Source organism: Acidobacteriota bacterium (genome assembly GCA_016184105.1).
GTDB lineage: Bacteria > Acidobacteriota > Vicinamibacteria > Vicinamibacterales > 2-12-FULL-66-21 > JACPDI01.
In genome coordinates this window covers 1-25531 of the sequence record JACPDI010000036.1, presented here as the reverse complement: position 1 = coordinate 25531, position 25531 = coordinate 1, and the positions used below count along the sequence as shown (strand labels likewise).

At 67.6% G+C, this 25531-nt stretch carries 22 protein-coding genes; 13 read left to right on the top strand and 9 right to left on the bottom strand.

The annotated features are described in order from the left end of the window. The 4 genes from HYU53_13380 to HYU53_13365 all read left to right on the top strand — a co-directional run. Window positions 1-807: amidohydrolase (locus tag HYU53_13380; GenBank protein MBI2222185.1), on the top strand; the 807-nt coding region annotated here is incomplete at its 5' end. A 154-nt stretch (window positions 808-961) separates the two neighbouring features. Continuing rightward, window positions 962-1165 carry a hypothetical protein gene (locus tag HYU53_13375; protein ID MBI2222184.1) on the top strand — a complete coding sequence of 68 codons (204 nt, stop codon included), beginning with the start codon at window positions 962-964 and terminating at the stop codon, window positions 1163-1165. 2 nt (window positions 1166-1167) lie between these two features. Then, window positions 1168-2841, top strand: coding sequence for a beta-N-acetylhexosaminidase (locus HYU53_13370; protein ID MBI2222183.1), 1674 nt, complete (start codon window positions 1168-1170; stop codon window positions 2839-2841). A gap of 145 nt (window positions 2842-2986) precedes the next feature. Next, on the top strand, window positions 2987-3949 hold the full coding sequence (locus HYU53_13365) for a LysR family transcriptional regulator (GenBank protein ID MBI2222182.1): 963 nt from the start codon (window positions 2987-2989) through the stop codon (window positions 3947-3949). A gap of 38 nt (window positions 3950-3987) precedes the next feature. Here the strand turns inward: HYU53_13365 and HYU53_13360 are convergent, their stop codons facing one another. The 5 genes from HYU53_13360 to HYU53_13340 form a co-directional block, all read right to left on the bottom strand. Then, entirely contained in the window at window positions 3988-5436 is a 1449-nt protein-coding gene (locus HYU53_13360) for a glutamate synthase subunit beta (GenBank protein MBI2222181.1), read from the bottom strand. After that, window positions 5429-10006 carry a glutamate synthase large subunit gene (gene gltB / locus HYU53_13355; protein ID MBI2222180.1) on the bottom strand — a complete coding sequence of 1526 codons (4578 nt, stop codon included), beginning with the start codon at window positions 10004-10006 and terminating at the stop codon, window positions 5429-5431. The genes HYU53_13360 and gltB overlap by 8 nt, the downstream gene beginning before the upstream one ends. 301 nt (window positions 10007-10307) lie before the next feature. Then, window positions 10308-11051: a hypothetical protein gene (locus HYU53_13350; protein MBI2222179.1), complete on the bottom strand. Its 744-nt coding sequence runs from the start codon at window positions 11049-11051 to the stop codon at window positions 10308-10310. 148 nt (window positions 11052-11199) lie between these two features. Beyond that, window positions 11200-12129, bottom strand: coding sequence for a hypothetical protein (locus HYU53_13345; protein ID MBI2222178.1), 930 nt, complete (start codon window positions 12127-12129; stop codon window positions 11200-11202). Window positions 12130-12228: 99 nt separating this feature from the next. Continuing rightward, window positions 12229-12849 carry a hypothetical protein gene (locus HYU53_13340; GenBank protein MBI2222177.1) on the bottom strand — a complete coding sequence of 207 codons (621 nt, stop codon included), beginning with the start codon at window positions 12847-12849 and terminating at the stop codon, window positions 12229-12231. 139 nt (window positions 12850-12988) lie between these two features. Here HYU53_13340 and HYU53_13335 point away from each other — a divergent pair, with 139 nt between their 5' ends. After that, entirely contained in the window at window positions 12989-13558 is a 570-nt protein-coding gene (locus HYU53_13335; GenBank protein MBI2222176.1) for a DUF3825 domain-containing protein, read from the top strand. A 354-nt stretch (window positions 13559-13912) separates the two neighbouring features. On the opposite strand, the gene HYU53_13330 is transcribed toward HYU53_13335, so the two are convergent. Both HYU53_13330 and HYU53_13325 read right to left on the bottom strand, forming a co-directional pair. Then, window positions 13913-14086 carry a BrnA antitoxin family protein gene (locus HYU53_13330; protein MBI2222175.1) on the bottom strand — a complete coding sequence of 58 codons (174 nt, stop codon included), beginning with the start codon at window positions 14084-14086 and terminating at the stop codon, window positions 13913-13915. A 43-nt stretch (window positions 14087-14129) separates the two neighbouring features. Next, entirely contained in the window at window positions 14130-14411 is a 282-nt protein-coding gene (locus tag HYU53_13325) for a BrnT family toxin (GenBank protein ID MBI2222174.1), read from the bottom strand. Between the two features lie 338 nt (window positions 14412-14749). Here HYU53_13325 and HYU53_13320 point away from each other — a divergent pair, with 338 nt between their 5' ends. From HYU53_13320 to gcvP, 6 genes are all read left to right on the top strand, one after another. Further along, window positions 14750-16207: a sigma 54-interacting transcriptional regulator gene (locus tag HYU53_13320; protein ID MBI2222173.1), complete on the top strand. Its 1458-nt coding sequence runs from the start codon at window positions 14750-14752 to the stop codon at window positions 16205-16207. Window positions 16208-16337: 130 nt separating this feature from the next. Next, the gene (locus HYU53_13315) at window positions 16338-17507 is read left to right on the top strand and encodes a hypothetical protein (GenBank protein MBI2222172.1); all 1170 of its coding nucleotides are present in this window, start codon (window positions 16338-16340) and stop codon (window positions 17505-17507) included. A 10-nt stretch (window positions 17508-17517) separates the two neighbouring features. Next, complete coding sequence (locus tag HYU53_13310) at window positions 17518-17895, top strand: hypothetical protein (protein ID MBI2222171.1); 378 nt, start codon at window positions 17518-17520, stop codon at window positions 17893-17895. Window positions 17896-17996: 101 nt separating this feature from the next. Continuing rightward, complete coding sequence (gcvT, locus tag HYU53_13305) at window positions 17997-19115, top strand: glycine cleavage system aminomethyltransferase GcvT (protein ID MBI2222170.1); 1119 nt, start codon at window positions 17997-17999, stop codon at window positions 19113-19115. 29 nt (window positions 19116-19144) lie between these two features. Continuing rightward, window positions 19145-19516 carry a glycine cleavage system protein GcvH gene (gcvH, locus tag HYU53_13300; GenBank protein MBI2222169.1) on the top strand — a complete coding sequence of 124 codons (372 nt, stop codon included), beginning with the start codon at window positions 19145-19147 and terminating at the stop codon, window positions 19514-19516. Then, complete coding sequence (gene gcvP / locus HYU53_13295) at window positions 19513-22395, top strand: aminomethyl-transferring glycine dehydrogenase (protein ID MBI2222168.1); 2883 nt, start codon at window positions 19513-19515, stop codon at window positions 22393-22395. Before gcvH ends, gcvP begins: the two co-directional genes overlap by 4 nt. 39 nt (window positions 22396-22434) lie before the next feature. Here gcvP and HYU53_13290 read toward each other — a convergent pair whose 3' ends face one another. Further along, window positions 22435-22920, bottom strand: a complete 486-nt coding sequence (locus tag HYU53_13290) for a winged helix-turn-helix domain-containing protein (protein MBI2222167.1) — start codon at window positions 22918-22920, stop codon at window positions 22435-22437. 120 nt (window positions 22921-23040) lie between these two features. On the opposite strand from HYU53_13290, the gene HYU53_13285 reads away from it, so the two are divergent. Beyond that, on the top strand, window positions 23041-23556 hold the full coding sequence (locus HYU53_13285; GenBank protein ID MBI2222166.1) for a hypothetical protein: 516 nt from the start codon (window positions 23041-23043) through the stop codon (window positions 23554-23556). Window position 23557: 1 nt separating this feature from the next. Here the strand turns inward: HYU53_13285 and HYU53_13280 are convergent, their stop codons facing one another. Continuing rightward, window positions 23558-24445 carry an aminotransferase class IV gene (locus tag HYU53_13280; protein MBI2222165.1) on the bottom strand — a complete coding sequence of 296 codons (888 nt, stop codon included), beginning with the start codon at window positions 24443-24445 and terminating at the stop codon, window positions 23558-23560. 34 nt (window positions 24446-24479) lie between these two features. Between HYU53_13280 and HYU53_13275 the strand changes: the two genes are divergently transcribed. Continuing rightward, on the top strand, window positions 24480-25531 hold a 1052-nt coding region (locus HYU53_13275; GenBank protein ID MBI2222164.1), incomplete at its 3' end, for an NAD(P)H-hydrate epimerase.

Here is a 25531-nt window from a genome sequence, read left to right as displayed (position 1 = left end):
TTCATCCAGATTGGCGGTCAGTGTACGTCTGACAACCTGCCGCCGCAGATCAGCGCGATCCAGTACGCTTGGCGAAGCTCGGATCTCGACATGCAGCAGCAGATATTCCGAGTGCTGGAGAACAACGCGCGCCACGTTGCCGCGATCAACCATTGCAAGGTCGGTATCCGGTGGGTGAGCAAGACGCGGGTCGGCCTTCCCAACCTGGCGATGACAGACCTCGTGTGGCGCAACATGCGCCTTGCCGGACCGATTCAATTCAGCGAGGACGCGAAGACGATCTGCCGCGAGGTGCAGCGGAATTGCGGCCTCGCGCCCATGCAGGAGCCGATCAGGGAGGACTGCTCGGCGCTGACTTCTCCGGAGGACTACGACGCCGCGCGGCGCCTGGGGATGCCTGCCTGGCAGCAGCTCGCCGGATCGGACGACTACGTGGAGTATTGCTGGTACTCGCCGACGGCCCGCTTCTGGACGTCGAAGGCGTTCCCGAAGTCGCCCGAGCCGGGATATGCCTATCCCCGGTGGGTGTCGCTTGCTTTGGGCGGCATACCGTCGACGATCGATCCCGCGATGATCCTGGCCTCGAAAACGCTGGGTGCGAGTCTGGTGGAGCTCTTGACGACTCCCGCCGAACTCAAGAAAGCTCAGGACGAATTCAAGGAGCGGACAGGAGGCGGTCAAGGCGGCAAGAAGTGGGTCGGCCCGCTGTTACCTCCAGACGTACAGCCACCCGTCGACCTGAGATGGCCGGAGTACGTCGATACCGTCCGCGGCCACGAGTGGTGGATTCCCACGCAGCCGAAGTAGGACGGCCTCTCTTTGCGGACCCAGCCGGCGGTTCACGGCCACCGTGGCTGAAGGCGGGCGGGAAAGAGGACGCGTCGTTCGCAGGGCTTTGGACTTCCGGCTACAGGGTCCGCCCCACCGCAGTCGGCGCGCACCGGGCAGTAGCCGTCGCGTCGTGGCACAGCCAACCAGGGGCAGGCTGGCGGAGGCCGGCCTGATCCTCCTCGAACTGCTGTTTGTCATCTCGATCGTTCTGGTCCTGCTCGCCACGGCCGTCCCGGCGCTCCTGACCGGGCTGGACGACTTTCGCACGCGGGCGGCGCCCTCGTCGAATCGCGGAGCCGTGGCGTTTCTGGAAGATAATAGTCCGCAGCCATGACCATGCTGCCGTTGACGACCCTGCTCGTTCTCGCGCTTTCAGGCGATAACCCCCAGGCTTCGCCGGCGCGACAGGTCACCGCTGCAGAGGCGGCGCAACCTGCGGAAGTGGCCGCTATCATTCCGCAACCGGTATCCGTGACGGCCCGGCGCGGCCGGTTTCCGCTCACGCGTCGCACCACCATCTGGACCGACGCGGCCGGCGCTGCTGTGGGACGCCAGCTTGCGCGCTACCTCGAGCCCGCAACCGGGATGACGCTGCGCGTGCAGACCGGCGGAACGTTGCCGGCCGGCGCGGTCATCCTGCGGCGCGACCCCACGCTGCGGAAAAAGCTGGGGCCGGAAGGGTATCTTCTCGACATCCGGCCCGCGCGGGTTCTCGCGCGCGCGCCGGGGGCGGCGGGCCTGTTTTACGCGGTCCAGACACTCCGGCAGCTCCTGCCGCCCGAGATTTTTCGTGAAGCGCCCGTGGCCGGCGTCGAGTGGTCGTGGCCGGCAGTCACGATCGAAGACTGGCCCCGCTTTCCGTGGCGCGGCGCGCACCTGGATGTCGGACGGCACTTCATGCCGAAGGAATTCGTCAAGAAGTACATCGACCTCCTCGCGCTGCACAAACTCAACATCTTCCATTGGCATTTGACCGAGGACCAGGGCTGGCGGCTGCAGATCAAGCAGTACCCGAACCTCACCGACGTCGGGGCCTGGCGGAAGGAGACGATCGTCGGCCACCAGCCGCGCGGCAACTCGCCCTGGCAGTTCGACAAGACGCCCCACGGCGGCTTCTACACGCAGGACGATGCGCGCGAGATCGTGGCGTATGGGAAGGCGCGCTTCGTGACGGTGATGCCGGAGATCGAGATGCCCGGGCACGCCGTGGCGGCGATCGCCGCCTACCCCGAGATCGGCGTGACGGGAGAACCGATCGACGTGGCGGGATACTGGGGCATCTTCTCCGACATCCTCAACGCGGAGCCGTCCACCCTGCGGTTCATGCAGAACGTGCTCGGTGAAGTGCTCGAGATCTTCCCCAGCCGCTACGTGCACATCGGCGGCGACGAAGCGGAGAAGAGCAAGTGGAAGGCAAGCCCGCGCATCCAGGCACGGATCCGCGAGCTGGGGCTTGCCGACGAGCACGAGCTTCAAAGCTGGTTCATCCGGCAGATGGACGCCTTCCTGGTCTCGAAGGGCCGGCGGCTGGTGGGATGGGATGAAATCCTCGAGGGAGGCCTCGCGGAGAATGCGGTCGTGATGTCGTGGCGCGGCACCAAGGGGGGCATCGAGGCGGCGCGATCGGGCCACGACGTCATCATGGCACCGGAGAGCCACACGTACCTCAACTACTACGAGGCGAAGGCGTGGGCGGGCGAGCCGCTCGCGCATCCCGGGCACCTGCCGCTCGAAAAGGTCTACAGCTTCGAGCCCATCCCGTCCGAGCTCGAGCCCGAGTTCGCCAAGCACGTGCTCGGCGCGCAGGCGCAGCTCTGGACGGAGTACGTGCCGACTCCGAAGGACGCGGAATACAAAGTGTTCCCGCGGCTGACGGCGCTTGCCGAAGTTGTCTGGACGCCCGCGGAGAAGAAGAACTACGAGGACTACCTTCAGCGGCTCGCCGTGCACCTGCGGCGGCTCGAGGCGCTCGACGTGAATTTCCGGCCGCTGGCGCCGGACGCCCGGTAAGGCTGGCGCTGCAGGAAGCCGGCGCGGCGGGAACGCGCTCGTGCGGCTCGAGTCGCGCCGTAGGGCTTTTCGTATGACGTCGGACGGCTTTGCTTTTTGCTGCCGCAGACCCGCGCATCATGCTCGCCATACGGGTGTCAGCCTGATGGACTTGCGCCAGCTCGAGATTCTGCGGGCGATAGCGGAGACCGGCTCCTTCACGGCGGCCGGCGCGCGGCTGCACGTGTCCCAGTCGGCCATCAGCCGCCAGGTGCTGCTCCTCGAAGAGGAGTTCGATGAATCGCTGTTCATCAGGTTCGGCCGCCGCGTCCAGATCACGCCGGCCGGCGAGGCGTTGCTGCACCTGAGCCACCGCGTGTTCGCGGACATCAGGGAGACTTCCGCCCAGATCAGAGACACCCAGAAGACGCTCACCGGAGTCCTGAACCTGGTGGGGGGGATGACGGTCTGCCTGTACGTCTTCCCGCTGCTGTTGAAGGAATTCCGCCAGCACCACCCCGGAGTCGAGATCAAGATTGCGGTCGGCAGCACGCGGCGCCTGCTCGGGCGGCTCCGGACGGGCCGCGCCGACCTGGCGCTGCTGGTGCTGCCCATCGACGATCCGGCGCTCACGACCGTGCCCGTGCTGCGCGAGGAGCTCCTGCTCGTCATGCCGGCGGGCCATCCGCTCGCCTCGCAGCCGCAGCCGATCGAGCCCGAAGCGCTGGTCGGCCAGCCGTTCGTGCTGTTCGAAACGGGCTCGAACACGCGCCGGATGATCGACGAGTTCTTCATCCGCGAGCGGATCAAACCGCGTGTGGTCGCGGAAACCGAGAACGTCGAGATCATCAAGTCGATGATCGCCTCGGGCCTTGGCATCGGCATCGCGCCGTTCCGATCGGTCGACCAGGAGACGCGCGGCGGAAAGCTGTGCGTCGCGCGCATCCGGCGGCAGCTGCTCGTGCGCGAGACGGGGTGGGTCTATCGAAGCGGCGAGCGCGTTCCGCGCGCCGTGCAGGAACTGATGCACACCATGGAGCGGATGCTGCCGCAATTCGAGCCCACCGCGCCCGAAGGGCCAGACCTGCGCGAAGTGTCCCCCGCGCGCGGGCGCCGCCGCGCCGGCTGATCGCCAGGGCCACCAGCCGTTCGGCCGCCGGCGGTTAATCAGGCGACAGGCGCGGGCAGCTCCGACCGGCCCATCAAGTACAAATCCACGCCGCGCGCCGCGCTGCGTCCTTCGGCGATCGCCCACACGACCAGCGACTGGCCCCGCTGCATGTCGCCGCACGTGAACACGCCCGGCGCGCTCGTCATCCATCGTCCGTCGCGCTGAACGGTTCCCCGTGGGGTGAGCGCCACGCCCAGCTCGGCGAGCATGCCGCCCGGCTCTGGACCCAGAAACCCCATGGCGAGCAGCACCAGGTCCGCCGGGAGGACGAAATCGCTCCTCGGCACCGGATCGAACACGATCTGTCCGTCGCGGCGCTGCATCTCCACGCGCACGGCATGCAGTTCCTTGACCCGCCCCCGGCCGTCACCGGCGAAGCGCTGCGTGGACACGGAGTAGAGGCGTTCGCCGCCCTCCTCGTGTGCCGGGGACATGCGAAAGACACTCGGCCACTGCGGCCAGGGGTTGTCCGGTGCGCGGCTGTCGCGGGGGCGCGGCAGCAGTTCCAGCTGGCGCACCGATCGCGCACCCTGTCTGTGGGCGGTTCCAAGGCAGTCCGCCCCCGTGTCACCGCCGCCGATGATGACCACGTCGCGCCCCGCGGCGGTGATCGCCTCGGGCTCATGGACGGCGTCGCCCGCGCAGAGCCGGTTCTGCCGGCTGAGATAATCCATCGCGAAATGGATGCCGTTCAGTTCGCGGCCAGGCACCGCCAGATCGCGCGGCCTCGTCGCACCCCCCGCCAGCACGATGGCGTCGAAGCCGCGCCGCAAATCCGCCGCCGCCATCGTGACGCCGACGTGCACGCGCGTGCGGAACTGCACCCCTTCCGCCTGCATGACGTCGAGGCGGCGATCCAGCACGTGCTTCTCCATCTTGAACTCGGGGATGCCGTAGCGGAGCAGGCCGCCGATGCGATCGGCGCGCTCGAAGACGGTGACCGCGTGACCCGCGCGATTGAGCTGATCGGCGCACGCCAGGCCCGCCGGGCCGGACCCCACGACGGCGACGCGCCGGCCGGTGCGCGAGGCGGGCGGCCGCGGCCGCATCCATCCGTCCTCGAAGGCCCGCTCGACGATGTCCAGCTCCACGCTCTTGATGGTGACCGGCTCGTCGTTGATGCCGAGCACGCAGGCGCCCTCGCACGGCGCGGGGCACAGGCGCCCGGTGAACTCCGGGAAGTTGTTCGTCGCGTGCAGCCGCTCGTTCGCGGCGACCCGGCGCTCGTGGTAGACGAGATCGTTCCACTCGGGGATGCGATTCCCGAGCGGGCAGCCGTTGTGACAGAAGGGAATGCCGCAGTCCATGCAGCGGGCGGCCTGGTCCCGCAGTCCGGGGGCGGGATCCGGCAGGTGCACCTCGCGCCAATCCCGCACGCGCTCGGCCACGGGCCGGAGCAGGAGCTTCCCGCGCGGGATTTCGAGAAAGCCCGTGATCTTACCCATGGCAGCCTCCCACCAGCTCGGTTGACTGCGTCCCGCGCGCGCCGCGGCCCGCGTGCCGCGCGCGCCTGTACTCACGGGGCACGACCTTGACGAACCGCTCCGCGGTTTCGCTCCACTCGCGCAGCAGGCGCGCGGCATGCTCGCTGCCGGTCAGCTCGACATGGCGCGCGAGCAGCGCTGAAACGATGTCGGCGTCCTCGGCCTCCTCGAGCGCGTCCAGTTCGACCATCTCCGTGTTGCAGCGCTGGCGGAACTGGCCGTCCGTGTCGAGGACGTACGCGATGCCGCCGCTCATGCCCGCCGCGAAGTTGCGTCCCGTCTGTCCGAGCACCACGACGCAGCCGCCGGTCATGTATTCGCACCCGTGGTCGCCCACTCCCTCGACGACGGCGCGCGCGCCGCTGTTTCGCACGGCGAAGCGCTCCCCGGCGACCCCGCGCACGTAGGCCTCGCCGCTCGTGGCGCCGTACAGCGCCACGTTGCCGATGATGATGTTCTCCTCCGGGACGAACGACGCCTCGCGCGGCGGAAACACCGCGAGCCGGCCGCCCGACAGCCCCTTGCCCCAGTGGTCGTTCGCCTCCCCCTCGAGCAGCATGGTCATGCCCCGCGGCACGAACGCGCCGAAGCTCTGCCCCGCCGACCCGGTGAAGCGCAGGGTGATCGTGTCCTCCGGCAGGCCGGCGCCGCCGTGCCGCCGCGTGATCTCGCTGCCCAGCCGCGTGCCGACGGTACGGTGGATGTTGCGCACCGGCAGCTCCAGCGTTACGGGGCGTCCCGTCTCCAGCGCGTCCTCGCACCGGGCGATGATCTGGTGATCGAGGGCATCCTCGAGCCGGTGTTCCTGGCCGCGCACGCACCGGCGCGCCGTCTCCGCCGGCAGGACGGGCGCGTGGAGCAGGGCAGAGAGGTCCAGCCCCGCCGCCTTCCAGTGATCGATTGCGGCGGCGGCCTCGAGGCACTCCATCCGCCCGACCATCTCGTCGAAGGAACGAAACCCGAGCGAGGCCATCAGCTCGCGCACTTCCTCGGCGATGAACCGGAAGAAGTTCTCCACGTGCTCCGGGCGGCCGGCGAATCGCCGCCTGAGCACCGGATCCTGCGTGGCGATCCCGACCGGGCACGTATTGAGATGACAGACCCGCATCATCACGCAACCCATGACGACGAGCGGCGCGGTGGCGAACCCGAATTCCTCGGCGCCGAGCAGCCCCGCGATGACCACGTCGCGCCCGGTCTTCAGCTGCCCGTCCACCTGCACGACGATGCGGTCGCGCAGCCCGTTGAGGAGCAGCACCTGCTGCGCCTCCGCGAGGCCGAGTTCCCACGGAAGGCCGGTGTGCTTGATGCTCGTCAGGGGAGACGCGCCGGTCCCGCCGTCGTGGCCGGAGATGAGCACCACGTCGGCGTGCCCCTTGGCGACGCCCGCCGCCACCGTGCCGACGCCGACCTCGGACACCAGCTTCACGTGGATGCGCGCCTCGTGGTTGGCGTTCTTCAGGTCGTAGATCAGCTGCGCCAGGTCTTCGATCGAGTAGATATCGTGGTGCGGCGGCGGGGAGATCAGCTCGACCCCGGGCGTCGAGTGCCGCACGCGCGCGATCCACGGATACACCTTGTGGCCCGGAAGCTGGCCCCCCTCGCCGGGCTTCGCCCCTTGCGCCATCTTGATCTGCAGATCGCTCGCGTTGACGAGATACTCGCTCGTCACGCCGAAGCGCGCGGACGCCACCTGCTTGACGGCGCTGCGACGCGAGTCGCCGTTCGCATCGGGCACGTAGCGCGCCGGATCCTCTCCTCCTTCGCCGGAGTTCGAGCGGCCGCCGATGCGGTTCATCGCGATCGCGAGCGTCTCGTGCGCCTCCTGGCTGATCGACCCGAAGGACATCGCGCCGGTCGAGAACCGCCGCATGAGGCGCTCTGCCGGCTCGACCTCCTCGAGGGGAACCGGCGGCCCGGCCGGTTTCAGATCGAAGAGCCCCCGCAGCGTCGCGCGCTGCGCCGTCTGCACGTCGACCAGGCGCGTGTACTCCTTGAAGATGGCGTACTGCCCCGTGCGGGTCGCGTGCTGCAGTGTGAACACCGTTTCCGGGTTGAAGAGATGGTGCTCGCCGTCACGGCGCCACTGATATTCGCCGCCCGACTCGAGTCCGGCGGCTCCGACAGGCCGATCGGGGAACGCGCGCTGGTGCCGCAACTGCACCTCGCGGGCGACTTCCTCGAGGCCGATCCCGCCGATGCGGGACGCCGTGGAGGTGAAGTAACGGTCCACGACACGGCGGTCCAGCCCGACCGCCTCGAAGATCTGCGCGCCGCAGTAGCTCTGGAGCGTCGAGATCCCCATCTTGGACATGACTTTCAGGATGCCCTTGTTGAGCGCCCGGATGTAATTGCTCACGGCGGTCGCGTGATCGATGCCGTTGAGGACCCCCTGGCGGATCATGTCGTCGAGCGTCTCGAAAGCGAGGTAGGGATTCACGACACCCGCGCCGTAGCCGAGCAGCAGCGCGACGTGGTGCACCTCGCGGGCGTCTCCCGATTCGATGATGAGGCCGCATCGCGTCCTCGTACCCTCCCGCACGAGGTGATGGTGGACCGCGGCGGTGGCAAGCAGGGACGGCACCGGTGCGAGCCCCCTCCCCGCGCCGCGGTCCGACAGGATGATCATCGTGCAGCCCTGCGCGACCGCCTCGCTGCTCCGGCGGCACAGATCCTGGAGGGCCGCCTCCAGGCCGTCCCCTCCGCCGGACGGCGCGAACAGCATCGACACGGTGGCCGTTCGGAAGCCCGGATGCTCGACGTGCCGCAGCTTCGCGACCTGGTCGTTGTCCAGGACCGGATAGCGGATGCCGATCTGCCGGCACGACTCGGGTTCCGGCATCAGCAGGTTCCGCTCCGGGCCGACGGTGGACGCCATCGACGTCACGAGCTTCTCGCGGATCGCGTCGAGCGGCGGGTTCGTGACCTGCGCGAAGAGCTGCTTGAAATAGTCGTAGAGCAGCCGCGGCTTGTTGGACAGCACCGCCAGGGGAGTATCGGTGCCCATCGACCCGATCGGCTCCTCGCCCCGCGATGCCATCGGGGCGAGCAGCACGCGGACGTCTTCCTCCGTGTAGCCGAACGCGCGCTGGCGCTCGAGCACGGTCTCGTGGCCCGGCGGAGGCACGTGAGGCGCGTCGTGCAGGTCCTCGATCCGGACCAGGTTGGCGGCCAGCCACTCGGCGTACGGCTGCTGCCGCGCCAGCCCGGTCTTGATCTCCCGGTCATCGACGATCCGCCCCGCGGCCGTGTCGATCAGGAAGATGCGGCCCGGGTGCAGGCGCTCCTTGAGGAGGATGTCGCCCGGCGGGATGTCGAGCGCGCCGGCCTCCGAGGCCATCACGACCAGGCCGTCGGCGGTGACGCAGTAGCGCGACGGGCGCAGGCCGTTGCGATCGAGGACCGCGCCGATGATCGATCCGTCGGTGAAGGCGAGCGCGGCCGGGCCATCCCACGGCTCCATCAGCGACGAGTGATATTGATAGAAGGCGCGCAGTTCCTCCGGCATCGCGTGGTCGTGTTCCCAGGGCTCGGGGATCATCATCAGCAGCGCGTGCGGCAGCGACCGGCCCGCCATGACCAGCAGCTCGAGCACGTTGTCGAATATCGCCGTGTCGCTTCCGCCCTCCACGATGATCGGCAGGATCTTCCGGAGATCCTCCCCGAGCAGGCCGGAGGCGCACAGCGCCTCGCGCGCCCGCATCCAGTTGATGTTGCCGCGCAGCGTGTTGATCTCCCCGTTGTGTGCCACGTAGCGGTAGGGGTGCGCCAGCGGCCAGGACGGGAACGTATTGGTGCTGAACCGCTGGTGGACGAGCGCCAGGGCCGATTCGAGGTCCGGATCCGCCAGATCCGGGAAGAACGGACCGAGCTGTTCGGCGGTGAGCATCCCCTTGTAGATGAGCGTCCTGGAGGAGAGGCTGCACACGTAGGCGCGCGCGCGGTCGCGTTCCGCAAGGTCCAGGCGGCCTGCGGCGTGCTCCACCCGCTTGCGGATGACATAGAGCTTCCGCTCGAACCGCGCGGCGGCTTCGGCCGGATCGAGAGCCTGCAGTCGGTCGCCGCGTCCCACGAAGATCTGCCGGAAGCGGGGAGCGGCCTCGCGCGCGCGCGGCCCGGCCATCTGGAGGTCGACCGGCACCTCGCGCCAGCCGAGCACGCGCTGGCCCTCCCCGGCGATGACCTCTTCGAACAGCCGCACGATCGCCGCGCCGCTGGCCGCGTTGGTCGGCAGGAACACGAGGCCTGCGGCGTACTCGCCGGGCGGAGGCAGGGCGATGCCGGATGCGCGGCAGGCGCGCCGCAGAAAGCGATCCGGCGTCTGCACGAGGATGCCGGCGCCGTCGCCGGTGTCCGCCTCGGCGCCGCAGGCGCCGCGGTGCTGCAGGTTGCGGATCAGTTCGAGCGCCCGCTCGACGATCGCGTGGGATCGGCGCCCGCGGATGTCCGCCACGAAGCCCACGCCGCAGGCGTCATGCTCGTCGCGTGGATGGTAAAGGCCCTGGGCTGGCGGGAGGTCCGCATTCAACATCATGTGAATGCTTCACAGGTATCCACGATCTCGCGCCGCTGGAGAAATATCGATTTCGAATGGGAGCCATGATCGAGCGGAATAGCCGCCGAAAATCGCGGCGTTCCCGCCAGCCATTCGTGCGTGTGCTGGGAGCCATGCACAATTTGTATGCTCTTAGGGGTATGACGAACGGCGCCCCCCTCCGGAGGGTAAACGTCGTGCCCACGCGATTCGCGCCCCGCGTGTAGTAGCTACCCCGCAGAGCCGGAGGGAGCGCGAGGGGCGACGGCTAAGGAAGGACGAACGGAGCTGAACGGATTTAGCGGCCCACGGCGACGCGCAGAAACTCAAACGCAGCAGTTTCGCCGCTCGGCGTCTGCACGCGAAACACGACTGAGTCGAGGATGCGAGACGTCCGCAGCACTCGCGGAAAGCGCGCAGCCGCCACGACCGTCCCATTCTGTGGGACAACGAACGACGCATTGACACGTCCGGGGACGCTGACGTCCTGCAGCGTGAGTGATTCCGCTGCCGTCCTCGCCCCGAGTACCCCGACCGAAGTACCCGGGAGCACGGCCAGGCGGCCGGTTGGTCCCGTCCACGTCAGATCGGCGATGCACAGCACGTCGAGGTTGAAGGCCTGGCAATTCCTGAGTGTAAGGTTCACGCCAGCCGTGGACTGTGTCCTGCTCATTTCGTCCCCACGTTCGGGTTTCCCGTCGGCGCCAAGCCGAAATGTGACGCTGCTGCCCGCGCGAGCCGCGCCGGTCAGCGTGTGCAACACCCGAACGTTCAACGCGACATGGTCCCGCGCGTAGAAGAGCGATCCAACAATGACGTATTCGGCACCGCTTAACCCACGGAAGCGCGCCGCGAACTTCGGATCGACCACCTGCTCTTCCTCATCGCCCAAGCGCAGTTCTTCGAGGATGGAGTCGATCCGTGAACGCTCGACCACCTGAAACCGTCCCGTCTCAATGAGCTGTGTGCTCAGCGTGTCCGCAAGAAATCGTCCGAATTCGTCCGTCCGACCGCCGTCGTTCCGAAACGCCAGCACCGCCAACGTCGCACCGGAGGGCAGCCGCGAGTCCGCGAGTCGTTCCGCGACTGTGCGAAGCCCAGTAGGGACGCTGACCTGCGCGCGAGCCGCGCCGGGGGCAACAGCCAGAACCAGAATGAGGCCCGAGAATATCGACCAAGAGGCACGCACGTCATCGTCCTTTCGTCAGCATCACGGTGATCGCTGAAGCAATCCGGTCGCGCAGGTCATCGAGAGCCTTGTGCTGAGCGCCGGTGGCTGAACCACCCGGAGCGGATGCCCGGATGTCAGCGGTTCTCGTGCTGCGGTCCGTGCGGTGCCACGTGACGGTTGCCGTCGCGGTCGCAGCGAAGTGCCCGCGGTGCTGACGGCTTTCCGTTGCACGCACATCGGACCGCAGGGCCATCACGCCCTCTGAGTACTCCGCAGCCGCGGCACTCGCGCTGTCACAATTGTGAATGTTAAAGACGTCCAGTCGACCGTGGCGCAGTGTCTGTTCGGCGATAGCCGCCGCGCTCGCCGCGGCATCCGCACTACCCTCTGCGCAGAGGCCAATTCCGTGGCGCGTCGCTGGGGACGAACGCGGTGTCGTTCTCACGGGAGGCAGGGGCGGTTCGCCGTGGTCAGCCACCTGGGTAGGCTGATCGGTCGGCCCTGTTGTCGTCGGTCCCGTCCGCTGTTGCTCGATTCCGGTCCGGAGTTCGGCGATTAGGTTCCGGAACTGCTCGTCTCGGGCAGCGATGGTGCGGATGCGTTCTAGAATCGCCGCGTCATCCGGAGCGGGCCCGCCGGCCTCGACGAGCCGCCGCCAGTCCTCCAGGACTTGGCGGCTCTCCTTGTCCACGACCTGTCTCTGGATGGCTACGATGCCGTCGATCAGCGAGGCACGAGGCGGGTCGACCTTTTCGGACATGAGGCGGTCAATCCGTTGTTGCGCAATCCGCAACGCTGAGGCGGTCGCGGGGAAGTGAGTGACGACGCCGAAGGCGGCGATTAGCGCGCCAACGAGAATTCTCAGCGAGACGGCATGGCTCGGCATGCGGCGGGCAAGGTACTCCGAGAACAAGGCGAACGCCCCGGCTGCAAGGAACGGCTTTACCACCCACTCCCAGGCTCCATCCCGTTGGCCTAGGACCGCCCACCACAGGAAGAGACCCGCCCAACCGACGACTGTCCACCACCGAATGAACATAGGTCCTCGTCAATAGCTCGTTACGTGATAACGGCCGTGGTTCTCGCGGATGAACACGTTGACGCGTTGCTCCTGCCCGCCATATAGGTACATGTAAGCGGTGTACGGGTCGACGACGGCGCGCGTGTTTTCGCAGACGGTTTCGAATAGCGCCCCGCTGCGCCTCACCGCTTTGAACCAGTCATCGACGTCTCTCTTCATGCGCTGGCGGCCGAGGGTTTTGCTTCCATCCAACGCTCGTTTCAGTAAGTCGACGCGCGTCTTCAGCTCGGACTCCGTTGGGGTGCCTGCGAGGAAGGTCGCGTGAAGGGCGGCGCCAGGGCCCCAGCGTTCGATATCGGCCGTCCAGACCGGAGCGGTTGAACGCTCCGTCACTCCCGCGCAAATGTTGCCGCCGAACACAAGCTGTGTGGAACCGTTCCCGAAAGCACGCGTCTTCCACACCTTGCGCTCACTCGCACCGAGTACACCGCCGCGCCTGTGATCAATCCAGATTTCGACGGGCGACAAAGTGGCGTTGGTGATTTCGATCGTGACGGGAGTGCCGATTGTGATCTTGGGGATATTGAGCTGGATCTGGCCCGGATCACGCGAAGCGCATACTAACGCCAGCAGAGCGAGAGTGCCCATTGGTGGGTCCTCGTGCGCCGCATAATATACCGCAACGCCAAAGGGGTTCTCGTGAGCATGTGAGGTGGGCGCGGACGTACTGGTAGAGCGCTAACTCCGCTTCACAGTAAGCGACGCGGGGTGAGTCACCGCGACATCCCTGGGCAGCGCATCAGCAGCGTCTGCACTCACATCAGCCGCTGCCAGGTTAACGCTCGGACGCGCGGCAGGCCTACGCCCAGACGGGCGTGGGCGCCCCGAAGTTCCACGCGGCTCTTCTCCAACGGAAACCCACGTCAATCGCCGGTGCCGAAAGTCTCTGAATACGGCGCAGCGGGGAAGGCGGCCAATTTGTGTCAGTTCACGCCTGGCGCGCAAGGAATCCGCCCCGAACGAGCGCGGATCCGCCCGCAACGCTTCTACCAACCGTATCCGCAAGCCGCTATCCAACGGAGTTGCTGAAGGAGAAAATTCTCAGCGACCAACTCTCCTTCTGCCGTTGGCAATCGTAGACGACGAGGTCGTTGATATCGCTCTCGTCGTGACCCGGAACCCCTCAGGGTCATATCAGGGACGAACAGTTCTTCCTTTGGATTGGGCATACCAGAATGCCCGACTTGTGTGCCGGCCCGATAGCGATTGGCTGGTGCCGGCCTTCATCAAGGACGTGGACACAGTAAGTGAACCAGACGAGGAGGAGGCGGCAAGCGGGGCAGTTACCGTACCATAACTGAATTAGGAGTCCTGCGATGGGGACCCTCACGGGTGGTCGCCGAAAGCTCGCACGAGGCTAATCGCCGCCGCCGCTATCCCTGGATCATTCATGAGGCGGGCGGATTCAACCTGACTGCGAAGAGGGCGCCAGCCGTCCGAATCACTGCGTTGACCGTCGCCCGTTAGCCCGCTCGGAGCAGATGCCGCCGTGGACGATGTCCGCGGGACACGGCGCGCGTTGCGAATCCATCCGGCTGAAGTACGTTCGATCAGTACGTTCGCAATGCGTCGACGCTCGACTACACGCGACAAACGCGGCAGGGAACGGCCGATTCCGGTGACCGGCACCGTCGCTCCGCGCCAACGCATCCTACGCCACGTCTTTGCCGATGTGTTGCGCGAGAACCTCGTTGATCAGCGTCTGGTAGCCTACATGCCGGCGGCGCGCCTCTTTGCGAAACTGATCGAGCACGTCCGGATCGACACGAATCGCGATCAACTGGCGGGGTTCGTCACCGAACGGAGGCCGCCCAACACGTCGCATCGCCCGGAGCTGCTCGGGCGACGACTCGGAAATGTCGGAGTAGTCAATCCTTCGCGCCGTACGCCGCGCGTTCGCGGCGGCTCGCCCGCCGCGGGCTGATCCGGATCGTTTTTGCATCGGTGCTTCTCCTGAAGGTGTAGGCGACTATCAGCACGCGGCCGTCGGCAGCTCGGCCCAGGCGTCGAAATCGTGCTTCGGCCCTCGAGTGCTGCACATCTGGGCCGTCCAGGGCTTTGGCATCGAGAAATACGGTTACGGCATCGTCAAACGACACGCCGTGCTTCGCCGCGTTGGCCTCGGCCTTCCGCAGGTCCCACTCGAACACCTATTTAGTATATACAGAATGTCGCCGGCATGCTGGGCGTGATGGGCCGGGCGCTCGTCGGCCATGCCACACGCCAGATCTCGCAAGCGCAAGAAGGCTCCCAAACGCGTGCTCGCCCTGCGAAGCCGACGCCGCAGGCGTCATGCTCGTCGCGTGGATGGTAAAGGCCCTGGGCCGTCATCGCGCCCGAGGCGGACGTCGAGCCGCGTCACGTCAAATCCGGCGCGCGCGGCGTCGAGGGCTCGGTCGCCCGCCCCTGAACCCCCCGTCAGACCCACGAGCGATGGCATTCCTCTTGGAGTTGCGTGTCGCAGCCGCATCGACAAAAAGGGGGCCACATGCTCCGGCAGGACTCTGCGTCGCGCGCCCCGTCGCCGCAAACGCCGCCCGCGCCAAGGCGGATGGTTGGCGTGCGCGGGCGCGACCGGCGGGTGGCCCTCGCCGATTTCCTCGCGTATCTGGCCGGCGGCCTTCGCCCCAGCGACGACCCGCGCGAGCTGCGAAGGCGATTCGAAGAGGGGCTGCGCCGGCTCATGCCATTCCGCATGCTGCTGCTGCGCGACAGCCGGCACGACCATCCGCATCCGGCCACCGCCCTCGACCGCATCGTCCTCGAGGTCCCCGGGTTCCGCCCGGACACCAGCGTCATCGAGGCCCTGATCGAGCCTGGCGCGACGCTGGACGGCTGGGACCATGACCTCCTGCAGACCGTGCGGTACGTGGCGGCGTTGGTGACGGAGGTCGAACGCTGCCGCGCGCTCCTGCCCGGCCGACGGGCGCGGGAGGACGAATCGCCGCCGCTGATTGGGTCCAGCGCCGCGATCCGGACGCTTCGGGAGCGGATCGACCGCGTGGCTGCCACCGATTTCACCGTGCTGATCGAAGGTGAGAGCGGTGCGGGCAAGGAACTCGTCGCGCGCCATATCCACGACATGAGCCCGCGGCACCGCGGGCCGTTCGTCGCGGTGAACTGCGCCGCCATCGTCGACTCGCTGCTCGAGGCCGAGCTGTTCGGGATCGAAGACCGCACCGCGACGGGCGTCCGCGGCCGCCGCGGCAAGTTCGAGCTGGCCGACGAAGGCACGCTCTTCCTCGACGAGGTGTCCGATCTCTCACCGTCGGCGCAGGCGAAGCTGCTCAGGGCCATCCAGGATCTCGCCGTCGAGCGCGTCGGCGGACAAGGCGCCCGCCGCATCGACACGCGCATCGTCGTGGCCACGAACCGCAGCCTCCTGGAACTGGTCGAAAAGGGGCGTTTCCGGGTCGACCTTTACTACCGTTTGAATGGCGTGGAGATCCACGTGCCCCCATTACGGCAGCGGCGCGAGGACATCCCCGAGCTGGCCACGTTCTTCCTGGAGAGGCACAAGCTCGTACGCCGGCTCAAGCTCACCGCCCCGGCCCTCGACGCGCTGATCGCGTTCGACTGGCCCGGGAATGTCCGCGAGTTGGAGCGCGTGGTAGAGCGAGCGGTCGCGCTCGCGCGCACCGACGAGATCCGCCTGGACGATCTGCCGACGCTCATCGCGCGCGGATACGTGGAGGCGCTGATGCCCTCGCTCGCGCGCGACGAGACGCTCCGGATGTGGAGCAGCCGTTACGCCCGGCTGGTGCTGGAGCGCCACAACCACAACAAGCGGAAGGCGTGCCGCGCGCTTGGCATCAGCTACCACACGCTGCGATCGCACCTGCGGTATCGCCCGCGCGGACAATCGCTGGTGGCCGAGTCGCAGCCGGGCGACGAGACCGAACGGGAAGACGAGAGGGAAGAGGACGGGGAAGGGGGCCAGGTCTGAAGGCAAGAGCGTCCCCGGTGCCAGGGAAGTTCGAGCGGCGAGGCAGGGCGGCTGGTGTCAGCCGGGAGGTCCGCGCCACTCCTGACGCGCCCGATCCGGGCGCTCGGACGACACGTCCGAAGGAGTCGGTATGAAGCAATCGTGGAACCGCAGCGTGAGCACCCCGACCGCGCGGCGCATCGGCGCCGCGGTAGCCGCCGGTGCTCTTCTCGCTGGCGGCGCGGTGTGGAGCGCCACACCCGGTGCGAGCCAGGCCGTCGTCACGCCGCCCGTCCAGGAGGACAGCGCGGTACGGACGCTGCCTGTCGACGCGCAGGCGAGCGCGGGGCGCAGGGGCAGCACGTACTACTGGCTCGAGAGCCAGTCGTCACGGGTCACCTCACGATACGACGACGGCACGGTCGTCGTCGGAGAGCGTGGCACGGACGGTGCCCTGCACGCAAAGATCACCGACGGCAGTGGCAACGAGCTGGGTTGGCTCGACGTGGCGGACACGCTCCGATACACTGCCGCCGCCGGGGAATCGCTCCGGGCGATCGTTCGCGCCGACATTCGCCCGACGCTCGAGTGGACGAACCGGCAGGCCTACAGCCTTCTGAAGGACGGAATCGAGAATCTCTCGTGGAAAGATGGGCTCATCCGGTCCGGCAACCGCGACCTCCGGCCGCGTGTCCTTGAAACCGAGTGGATCGGCGGTCTCACCGTCAGGACCGAACGTCGAGCCAACGCGCGCGACGCCGGGCCGGCGGGCCGCGTGTTCACCGGTGAGGCGTTGTCGGCTCGCCTGACGAGAGACGGCGCGGAGCTTGGCGCGAGCGACTGGTACGCGCAGTCGGGCGTGTTCCGGTGGAGCATTCCCAGCCTGCGGCTGTTCGGTTCCGTGGAGCCGAAGCATTTGGAGCGGTATGGGGGATGGCCGTTTGCTCCGGATGGGGAGTGGCTGAACCTCCAGTTGCTCGCCTTCTACCATTTCAAGAGCCTGATTGACGCGAAGGGGTTCGTGGCGTCGAACGTGAAAGGCTGCGGGCAGCAGCCGTCGATGGCGGCCCGGCTCGCCAACGCGCTCGTGCCGAGGCTGCAGGCCAACGAGGAGGGGTGCGACAACCTGCACTGGCTGGATGGCTCCATCTACCGGTTCTGCTGCGACATTCACGACCGGTGCTACGAGAAATCCGGGTGCACCTCGAGTTCGTGGTGGCAGTTCTGGACGAGCTGGAGGTGCACCACCTGCAACACCTGGGCGATCTGGTGCTTCGCGACGGGCGGGTGCCTGTCGGTGGGCGGGTTGTCCTGTGCGTGAGGAGTGAAGTATGGCGCTGATTGCGATTGGGCTGGGTGCCGCAACATTCATCGCGGCGCACCTTATCGAGGCCGCGACGTGGAACTGGTTCAGCGGCGCGCACGCGCCCTGGTTCTTGAACTCGGGCCGTGCGGTGGCGTTCACCGCCGCGTGCTTCTTCACGGCCGGTGCGCTGACGGGCGCGGCCGGCACCCGCGGCGGCGCCATCCGCCTGGGCGTGCTGATCGGATTGGGCGGCGCCATCGCCGCCGCGTTCGTGCTGTTCTGGCGGGTTGGGGCAGGCACGCTGTTCCCGATCGCGATCGCCGTGGGCGCGCTGGTGCTGATCGCCAGTAGTGCCGCCGGTGTCAGCGCGGCGCGGGCCCTCAGGCGCGCGGCTGCGCGCTGATCGTCACGGGCGCCGGCAGCAAGTGGCTGGAGGCGCCCGACAGCGCTTGACCCACCTGTCCCCGCATAGTACGTTTGAATCGGTTTCCCTCCTTATCCGACATGACAGAGTCCGCCACGAGTACCCTCAAGCAAACGCCTCTGAACCGCGTGCATCGCGCCCTTGGCGCCCGGATGGTCGAATTCGGCGGCTGGGACATGCCCGTCGAATATTCCGGCATCGTCGACGAGCATCTGGCCGTGCGCACGCGCGCCGGGCTGTTCGATGTCAGCCACATGGGGCAGATCGAGATCGCGGGCGCCGATGCGCTGGCGGCCGTGAACCGCATCTCGTCGAACGACGCGGCGAAGCTCGCTGTCGGCCAGGCACACTACGCCGCGCTGATGACGCCGAAGGGCGCGTTCGTCGACGACATGCTCGTCTACCGCTTCTCGGACGTGCACTTCCTGCTGGTGGTCAACGCGGGCAACATCGAGAAGGACTGTGCCTGGATCGCCGGGCAGGTCAAAGGCTTCGCGGATGCGGTCGCGGTGAATACGAGCGCGCGGTACGCGCTCATTGCGGTGCAAGGGCCCGGCGCCGTCGCGATCGTCCAGTCGCTGACGAGCGTGGATCTTTCCGCCATCAAGTACTATTGGTTCGCCACGGGGGAGGTCGCCGGTGTGCGCGCGACGTTGTCGCGCACCGGCTATACCGGGGAAGACGGGTTCGAGCTGTTCGTGCCGCCGGCGCAGGCCGAGCGCGCGTGGCAGGCGGTGCTCGACGCGGGAAAGCCCGCCGGACTGATTCCCTGCGGCCTCGGCGCGCGCGATACCCTCCGGCTCGAAGCCGCGATGCGGTTGTACGGCAACGAGATCGATGAAACCACGACGGTGCTCGAAGCCGACCTCGGATGGATCGTGGGCTGGAAGAAGACGGACTTCGTGGGTGCCGACGTGCTCCGCCGGCAGAGAGCCGAAGGCGTCACGCGGAAGCTCGTGGGCTTCGAGGTGCTCGATCGCGGCATCGCCCGCCACGGGCACGACGTGTTTGTCGCGGGAGAGAAGGCCGGCTACGTGACGAGCGGCACGCAGACGCCGTTCCTCAAGAAAGCCATCGGCATGGCGTACGTGCCGGTCGCGAGCGCCGCGTCCGACACCGCGATTGAGATCGATGTTCGCGGGCGGCGCCTGCGCGCCCGCGTCGTCCCGCTTCCTTTTTACAAGAGAGCGAGAAGCTAAACGCCGCGAGCGTGGGGTGGACAAAAGCTATGTATCCTGCCGACCTGAAATACACGAAAGACCATGAATGGATCCGCATTTCAGGCAACGAGGCGCACGTCGGCATCACCGACTACGCGCAGAAGCAGCTGGGCGACGTCGTCTTCGTCGAGCTGCCGGAAGTGGGCCGCCGCGTGAAGCAGGGCGAGGTCTTTGGCACCATTGAATCGGTGAAGGCGGTGTCAGAGCTGTTCAGCCCGGTGGGCGGCGAAATCGTGGAAGTCAACAACGCGCTGGCCGATCACCCGGAAAAGGTCAACTCGGACCCGCACGCCACCTGGATGGTTCGCCTGCGCATCGATAACCCGTCGGATGCTTCGGCCCTGCTCGACAGCGCGGCCTACTCAGACTTTGTGAAGTGACCTCTCCTGATTCGTTCCAGAACCGCCATATCGGACCCCGGCCGGCGTATCGCGACGCCATGCTCCAGGCGATCGGCGTTGCGTCGCTCGACGCCCTCATCGACGAAACGATCCCGGCATCGATTCGACTTCGCGAGCCGCTCCGGCTGCCGCCCGCGGAAAGCGAGCACGGTTACCTCCAGCGGCTGAGAGGCATCGCGGTGAAGAACCGCGTGTTCCGCTCGTACATCGGCATGGGTTACTACGACTGCGTCACGCCGGCGGTCATTCTGCGGAATGTCCTGGAGAACCCCGGCTGGTACACGCCGTACACCCCCTACCAAGCCGAGATCGCGCAGGGGCGCCTCGAGTCCCTCCTCAACTTCCAGACGATGGTGTCGGACCTGACGGGGATGGCGATCTCGACGGCATCGCTGCTGGACGAGGCGACGGCGGCCGCCGAAGCGATGGCGATGCTGCACCGGGCGCAGCCGCGCGGGTCGTCCCGCAACGTGTTTCTCGTGTCCTCGAGGACGTTTCCGCAGACGATCGCCGTCCTGAAGGGACGCGCCGAGCCGATCGGCATCGAGGTGCGGACGGTCGATCCCGCGCGCGCGACGTTCGATGAGTCTGCGTTCGGCGTGCTGCTGCAGTACCCCGACGCCGACGGGAATGTGGAGGACCTGCGCGGCATCATCGTCCGCGCGCACGCGGCCGGCGTGCACGTGGCGGTGGCGACCGACCTGCTCGCGCTCGTGCTGCTGACGCCGCCGGGCGAAATGGGTGCCGACGTCGTGGTGGGGAACTCGCAGCGCTTTGGCGTGCCGATGGGCTACGGCGGGCCGCACGCGGCCTTCTTCGCAACGAAAGAGCAGTTCGCACGGCAGGCGCCGGGCCGGATCATCGGCGTGTCGATCGACGCGCACGGCAACCGCGCGCTGCGCATGGCGCTTCAGACGCGCGAGCAGCACATCCGCCGCGAGAAGGCGACCTCGAACATCTGCACCGCGCAGGCACTGCTGGCGAATATCGCCGCGATGTACGGCGTCTATCACGGCCCCGACGGCCTCAAGGCGATTGCCCGGCGCGTGCACCACCTCACGCGGCTGCTCGATCGAGAGCTTCGAAATCTCGGCTGCAGCCAGTCGAACCGCGCATACTTCGACACGCTCTGCCTCACGGTGCCGCGCGACCGCTCGGCGCGCATCAGGACGGCGGCCCTCGAGGCGGGCATGAACTTCCGGTACTCCGACGACGGGCGGATCGGGGTGTCGCTCGACGAGACGACGACGCTGCAGGACGTGTCGGACATCGTCCGTGCCTTCGCGTCGGCGCTGGGCACGCCGGCCCACAGCGTGGATGCCGCAGGCATCCCGCCGGAGGACGCCGGCCTGCCGGCGGCGCTCGCGCGCACCTCGGCGTTCATGACGCACCCGGTGTTCAACGCGCACCACTCCGAGACCGCGATGATGCGTTACATCCGCGGCCTCGAGCGGCGCGACGTCGGGCTCGACACGTCGATGATCCCGCTGGGCTCCTGCACGATGAAGCTCAACGCCGCGGCAGAGATGCTGCCGATCACCTGGCCGGAGTTCGCCGGGCTGCACCCGTTCGCGCCGCTCGACCAGGCACACGCCTACCACCAGGTCTTTACGGAACTCGAGGCGGCGCTGTCTGAAATCACCGGCTTTCCCGCGGTGTCGCTGCAGCCCAATTCCGGCGCGCAAGGGGAGTTGTCCGGCCTGCTCGTCATTCGCGCGTATCATCGCGACCGCGGCGACGGGTCGCGCGACGTGGTGCTGATCCCGTCATCCGCCCACGGCACGAACCCCGCGAGCGCCACGATGGCCGGCATGCGGGTGGTCGTCGTGGCGAGCACGCGCGAAGGGCACATCGACGTCGAGGACCTCCGGAAGCGATCCGAAGAGCACAAGGACCGGCTGGCCGCGCTGATGGTCACCTATCCGTCAACCCACGGCGTGTTCGAGGAGCGGATCAGGGAGATCTGCGACATCGTGCACGCCAACGGCGGACAGGTCTACATGGATGGCGCCAACATGAACGCACAGGTCGGGCTGACGAGCCCGGCCGCGATTGGCGCCGACGTGTGCCATTTGAATCTGCACAAGACGTTTGCCATCCCGCACGGCGGCGGTGGCCCCGGCATGGGTCCAATTGCGTGTGCGGCGCACCTCGCGCCGTACCTGCCCGGCCATCCTGTCGTGAACGAGGTGAATCGCGGCAAGTCGATTCTCCCGATCGCGGCGGCCCCGTGGGGCAGCGCCGACATCCTGCTGATTTCGTACGGCTACATCCGCATGCTCGGCGCGGAGGGGATGACCGAGGCCACGCGCTACGCCATCCTGAACGCGAACTACATCAAGGCGCGGCTCGATGGGCACTACGGTGTGCTCTACGCGAACGAGAAAGGGCGGGTGGCGCACGAGATGATCTTCGATCTGCGCCCGTTCAAGATGGGGCAGGGGCCCACGGTCGGCGAGCTCGATGTGGCGAAGCGGCTGATGGACTACGGGTTCCACGCCCCCACCGTATCGTTCCCCGTGCCCGGGACGATGATGGTCGAGCCGACCGAGAGCGAGCCGAAGGAAGAACTGGATCGGTTCTGCGACGCGCTGGTCGCGATCCGCCGTGAAATCCAGGCGGTCCTGGACGGGAAGGTCGATCCCAAGGACAACGTGCTCAAGAACGCGCCCCACACCGCGGCGGAAGCCACCTCGGACGACTGGAGCCACCCCTACTCGCGCGAGCAGGCGGTGTTCCCGCTGCCGTGGGTGCGCGCGAAGAAGATCTGGCCGGTTGTCGGCCGGATCGACAATCCGTACGGCGACCGGAACCTGATGTGTACGTGCCCGCCGGTCGAGGCCTTCGCGGAAGTGTAGCCAATCGTGTAGCCGCCGGGCTTTAGCCCGGCGGTGGCGCTATTTCAACACCGCGATCGCAATCAACACCACAATCAGCGCGGCGATGACCAGCAGCACGCGCCGGCGCCGGGCCTCGGCGAGCCGAAGCTCGGCGATGTTCACCCACAGCGCCTTCTGCAGGTTCATGTCAGTCGCCGGGCGCCGCGCGCGCTGGCCGGCATCGGCGGGCGTGACCGGCCCGATGAACCGGTAGCCGCGCCGGGGCACCGTCTTCACGTACGCCGGCCGGTCCGCATCGTCTCCGAGCGCTTCGCGGACTTGCCTGACCGTGAAGTGCAGGCTCTGGTCGAAGTCGACATGGACCCCTTCGGGCCAGAGCTCGCGCCGGATTTCCTCGCGCTCCACGAGCCTGCCGGGGTTGCTGGCCAGCAGCAGGAGCAGCCTGAACGGCTGGGGGGCGAGCTTGACGGGCGCACCGTTCTTCCGGAGCTCTCCGGCGACCGTGTCGATCTCGAACTCCCCGAACTGAATCGGCTGCTGCAACGGCTGCTCCCGGCAACGCCTCGGGCGTCAGAAAACGCTCGGCGTTCCCTCGGTGTTTTCTCGCGGTTCGCTCACGGCGGATCCGCCGCTTCGCGCGTAATGTCGTAGCGGAGGAACCCGATGATCCTGTTTCATGCGCCCCACTCTGACGGCAAGTACGTCCGCGGCCCCCGAGGGCTTCCGCCCTGGCTCGAGAGCGACGTGGACGACGCCTCCCAGACCGACGCTCCCGTGCTCATCACGGGAGATGCGGACACCGCCGCGTGGATCGCGCGGCTGATCTACCTGAGGATGGCCCACTGTGACGGCCCTTTCAGGGTGCTGGATGCGGCGGACACGGAGACTTCGTTCGGCGATCGCCTGAACCGGATCCTCCGCGACGCCGCACGAAGCGGAGCCCGTGGCGTGCTGTTCCTGCGCGAACTCGCGGCGGCGGGCCCGGCCGTCCAGGCGGAGCTGAACTGCTGGTTGGGCCGTCCGCCCGGCACCGGCGGCGCCGCGCCGCGGCTGATCGCGTCGACGACGTTGCCGCTCGAGGACCTGACCGAAGCCGGCGGGTTCGATCGGGCGCTGTACCGCCGCATCGCCCGGTGTCAGATCCGGACCCACGGCGCCGGCGACGGCACGGCGGGCTGAGTCAGCGCGGCGACGCGGAGGCCACGGTGCTCCTTGCCATCTTGCGGAAGGTGGCGAGGAGTGTCTTCGTGATCGGTCCCGGCTTCCCGGTCCCGATCGTCTGGTCGTCGATCGCCACCACCGGTGTCAGCTCGCGCGTCGTGCCGGTGATGAACGCTTCGTCGGCCTGGACCACGTGTTCTTCGCGGATCGCGGCTTCAACGACCGGGATGCCGGCCTCGCGCCCGACCTCGAAGACGAACTCCCGCGTGATCCCCGCCAGCAGCCCGGCGTCGAGCGGCGGCGTCAGCGCGCGCCCGTCCTTGACGATGAAGACGTTGGACTGCGAGCATTCGGCGATTTCGCCGCGATGGTTCTTGAGGAGCGCCTCCTCCGAGCCTTTGCGCATCGCTTCCTGCATCGCGAGGGCGTTGTTCAGCAGATTGTTCGACTTGATGCGCGGGTTGACCGTGGAGGGGTGGTTGCGCATCACGGACACGAATGAGATGCGGATGCCTTTCTCGAATTTATCCGCCGCCGGCTCGGGAAAGTTCTTCACGACCAGCACGAGCGTCGGTTCCGGGGCCATCCTCGGGTCGTAGGAGAAGTCCCCCACCCCCCGGGTGAGCAGGATACGGATGTATCCCTCCCGCAATCCCGGCACGGCGGCCATCGTGTCTTCGATCCGCCGCAGCATTTCGGCATCATCGACCGGGACGGCCACGTAGATGCCCGCGGCCGAATCGCGCAGACGTCTCATGTGACGGTCGTACAGAAACGGGACTTTGTCGTACGTCCGGAGGGTCTCGTACACCCCGTATCCGAACAGGTACCCGTGGTCGAGCGGCGAAATGGCCGCGTTGTGCGCGTCGGTCACGCGCCCGTTGATGTTCACGGCAGCCGTGATCATGAGTGCTCCTATACGCGCTATTATTGCTCACGTCATGCGCATCCTCAACGCGCAGCAAATGCGCGAAGCCGACCGCCGGACGATCGAGGAAATCGGGATTCCCTCGCTCGTGCTGATGGAGAACGCCGGCCGCCAGGTCGTGGCCGCCATGGAGGCCTCGTTCGACGAGCTGCACGCAAGCCGGGTCGCGGTGCTGTGCGGGCGGGGCAGCAACGGGGGAGACGGGTTCGTCGTGGCGCGGACGCTCAACCTGCGCGGCATCGAGGCGACCGTGTTCCTGCTGGGCGACGTGGCCGATGTGCGCGGTGACGCGCGGACCAATCTCGAGATTCTTGGGCGGCTGGGCATCACGGTGGTCGAGGTGCCGGACGCGCAGGCGTGGGAGCTGCATTTCTCCGAGATTTCGGCGTACGACCTGATCGTCGACGCGCTCTTCGGGACCGGCTTTCGGGGCCCGTTGAGCGGGCTGATGGAGACGGTCGTCGCCGACGTCAACGGAACGGCCATCCCGGTCGTAGCAATCGATCTGCCCACCGGACTGTCGGCCGATCTGGCCGACGTCGAGGGGGAAGCGATCCAGGCGTCGATGACGGTGACGCTCGCGGCGCCGAAGGTCCCGCTGGTGCTGCCGCCCGCCGAGACCCACGCCGGGGACCTCGTGATTGCCGACATCGGCATCCCCAGCCAGGTCATCGACGAGCTCGAAGGGCAGTGGCTCGAGCTGCTCACGCGCGAGGCGATGCGCGTGCTCGTGCAGCCCCGGACGCCGGACTCGCACAAGGGGGACTACGGGCGCGTCCTGGTGGTGGCAGGGTCGCTGGGGCGGACGGGGGCGTCGCACCTGGCGGCGAGCGGGGCGTTGCGCTCGGGCGCCGGGCTCGTGACCGTCGCCACGCCGCGCAGCTCCCTGCCGATCGTCGCCGCGCTCGGCGTGGAGTACATGACCGAGCCGCTTCCAGAGACGGCCTCCGGCGGGATCGATGCGGCGGCGCTGGACGCGGTGCTCGCCATGCGCGCCGACGTCATCGCGCTCGGGCCGGGCGTTGGCACCGATGCGGCGACGGTGCAGTTCGTGCGGGGACTGGT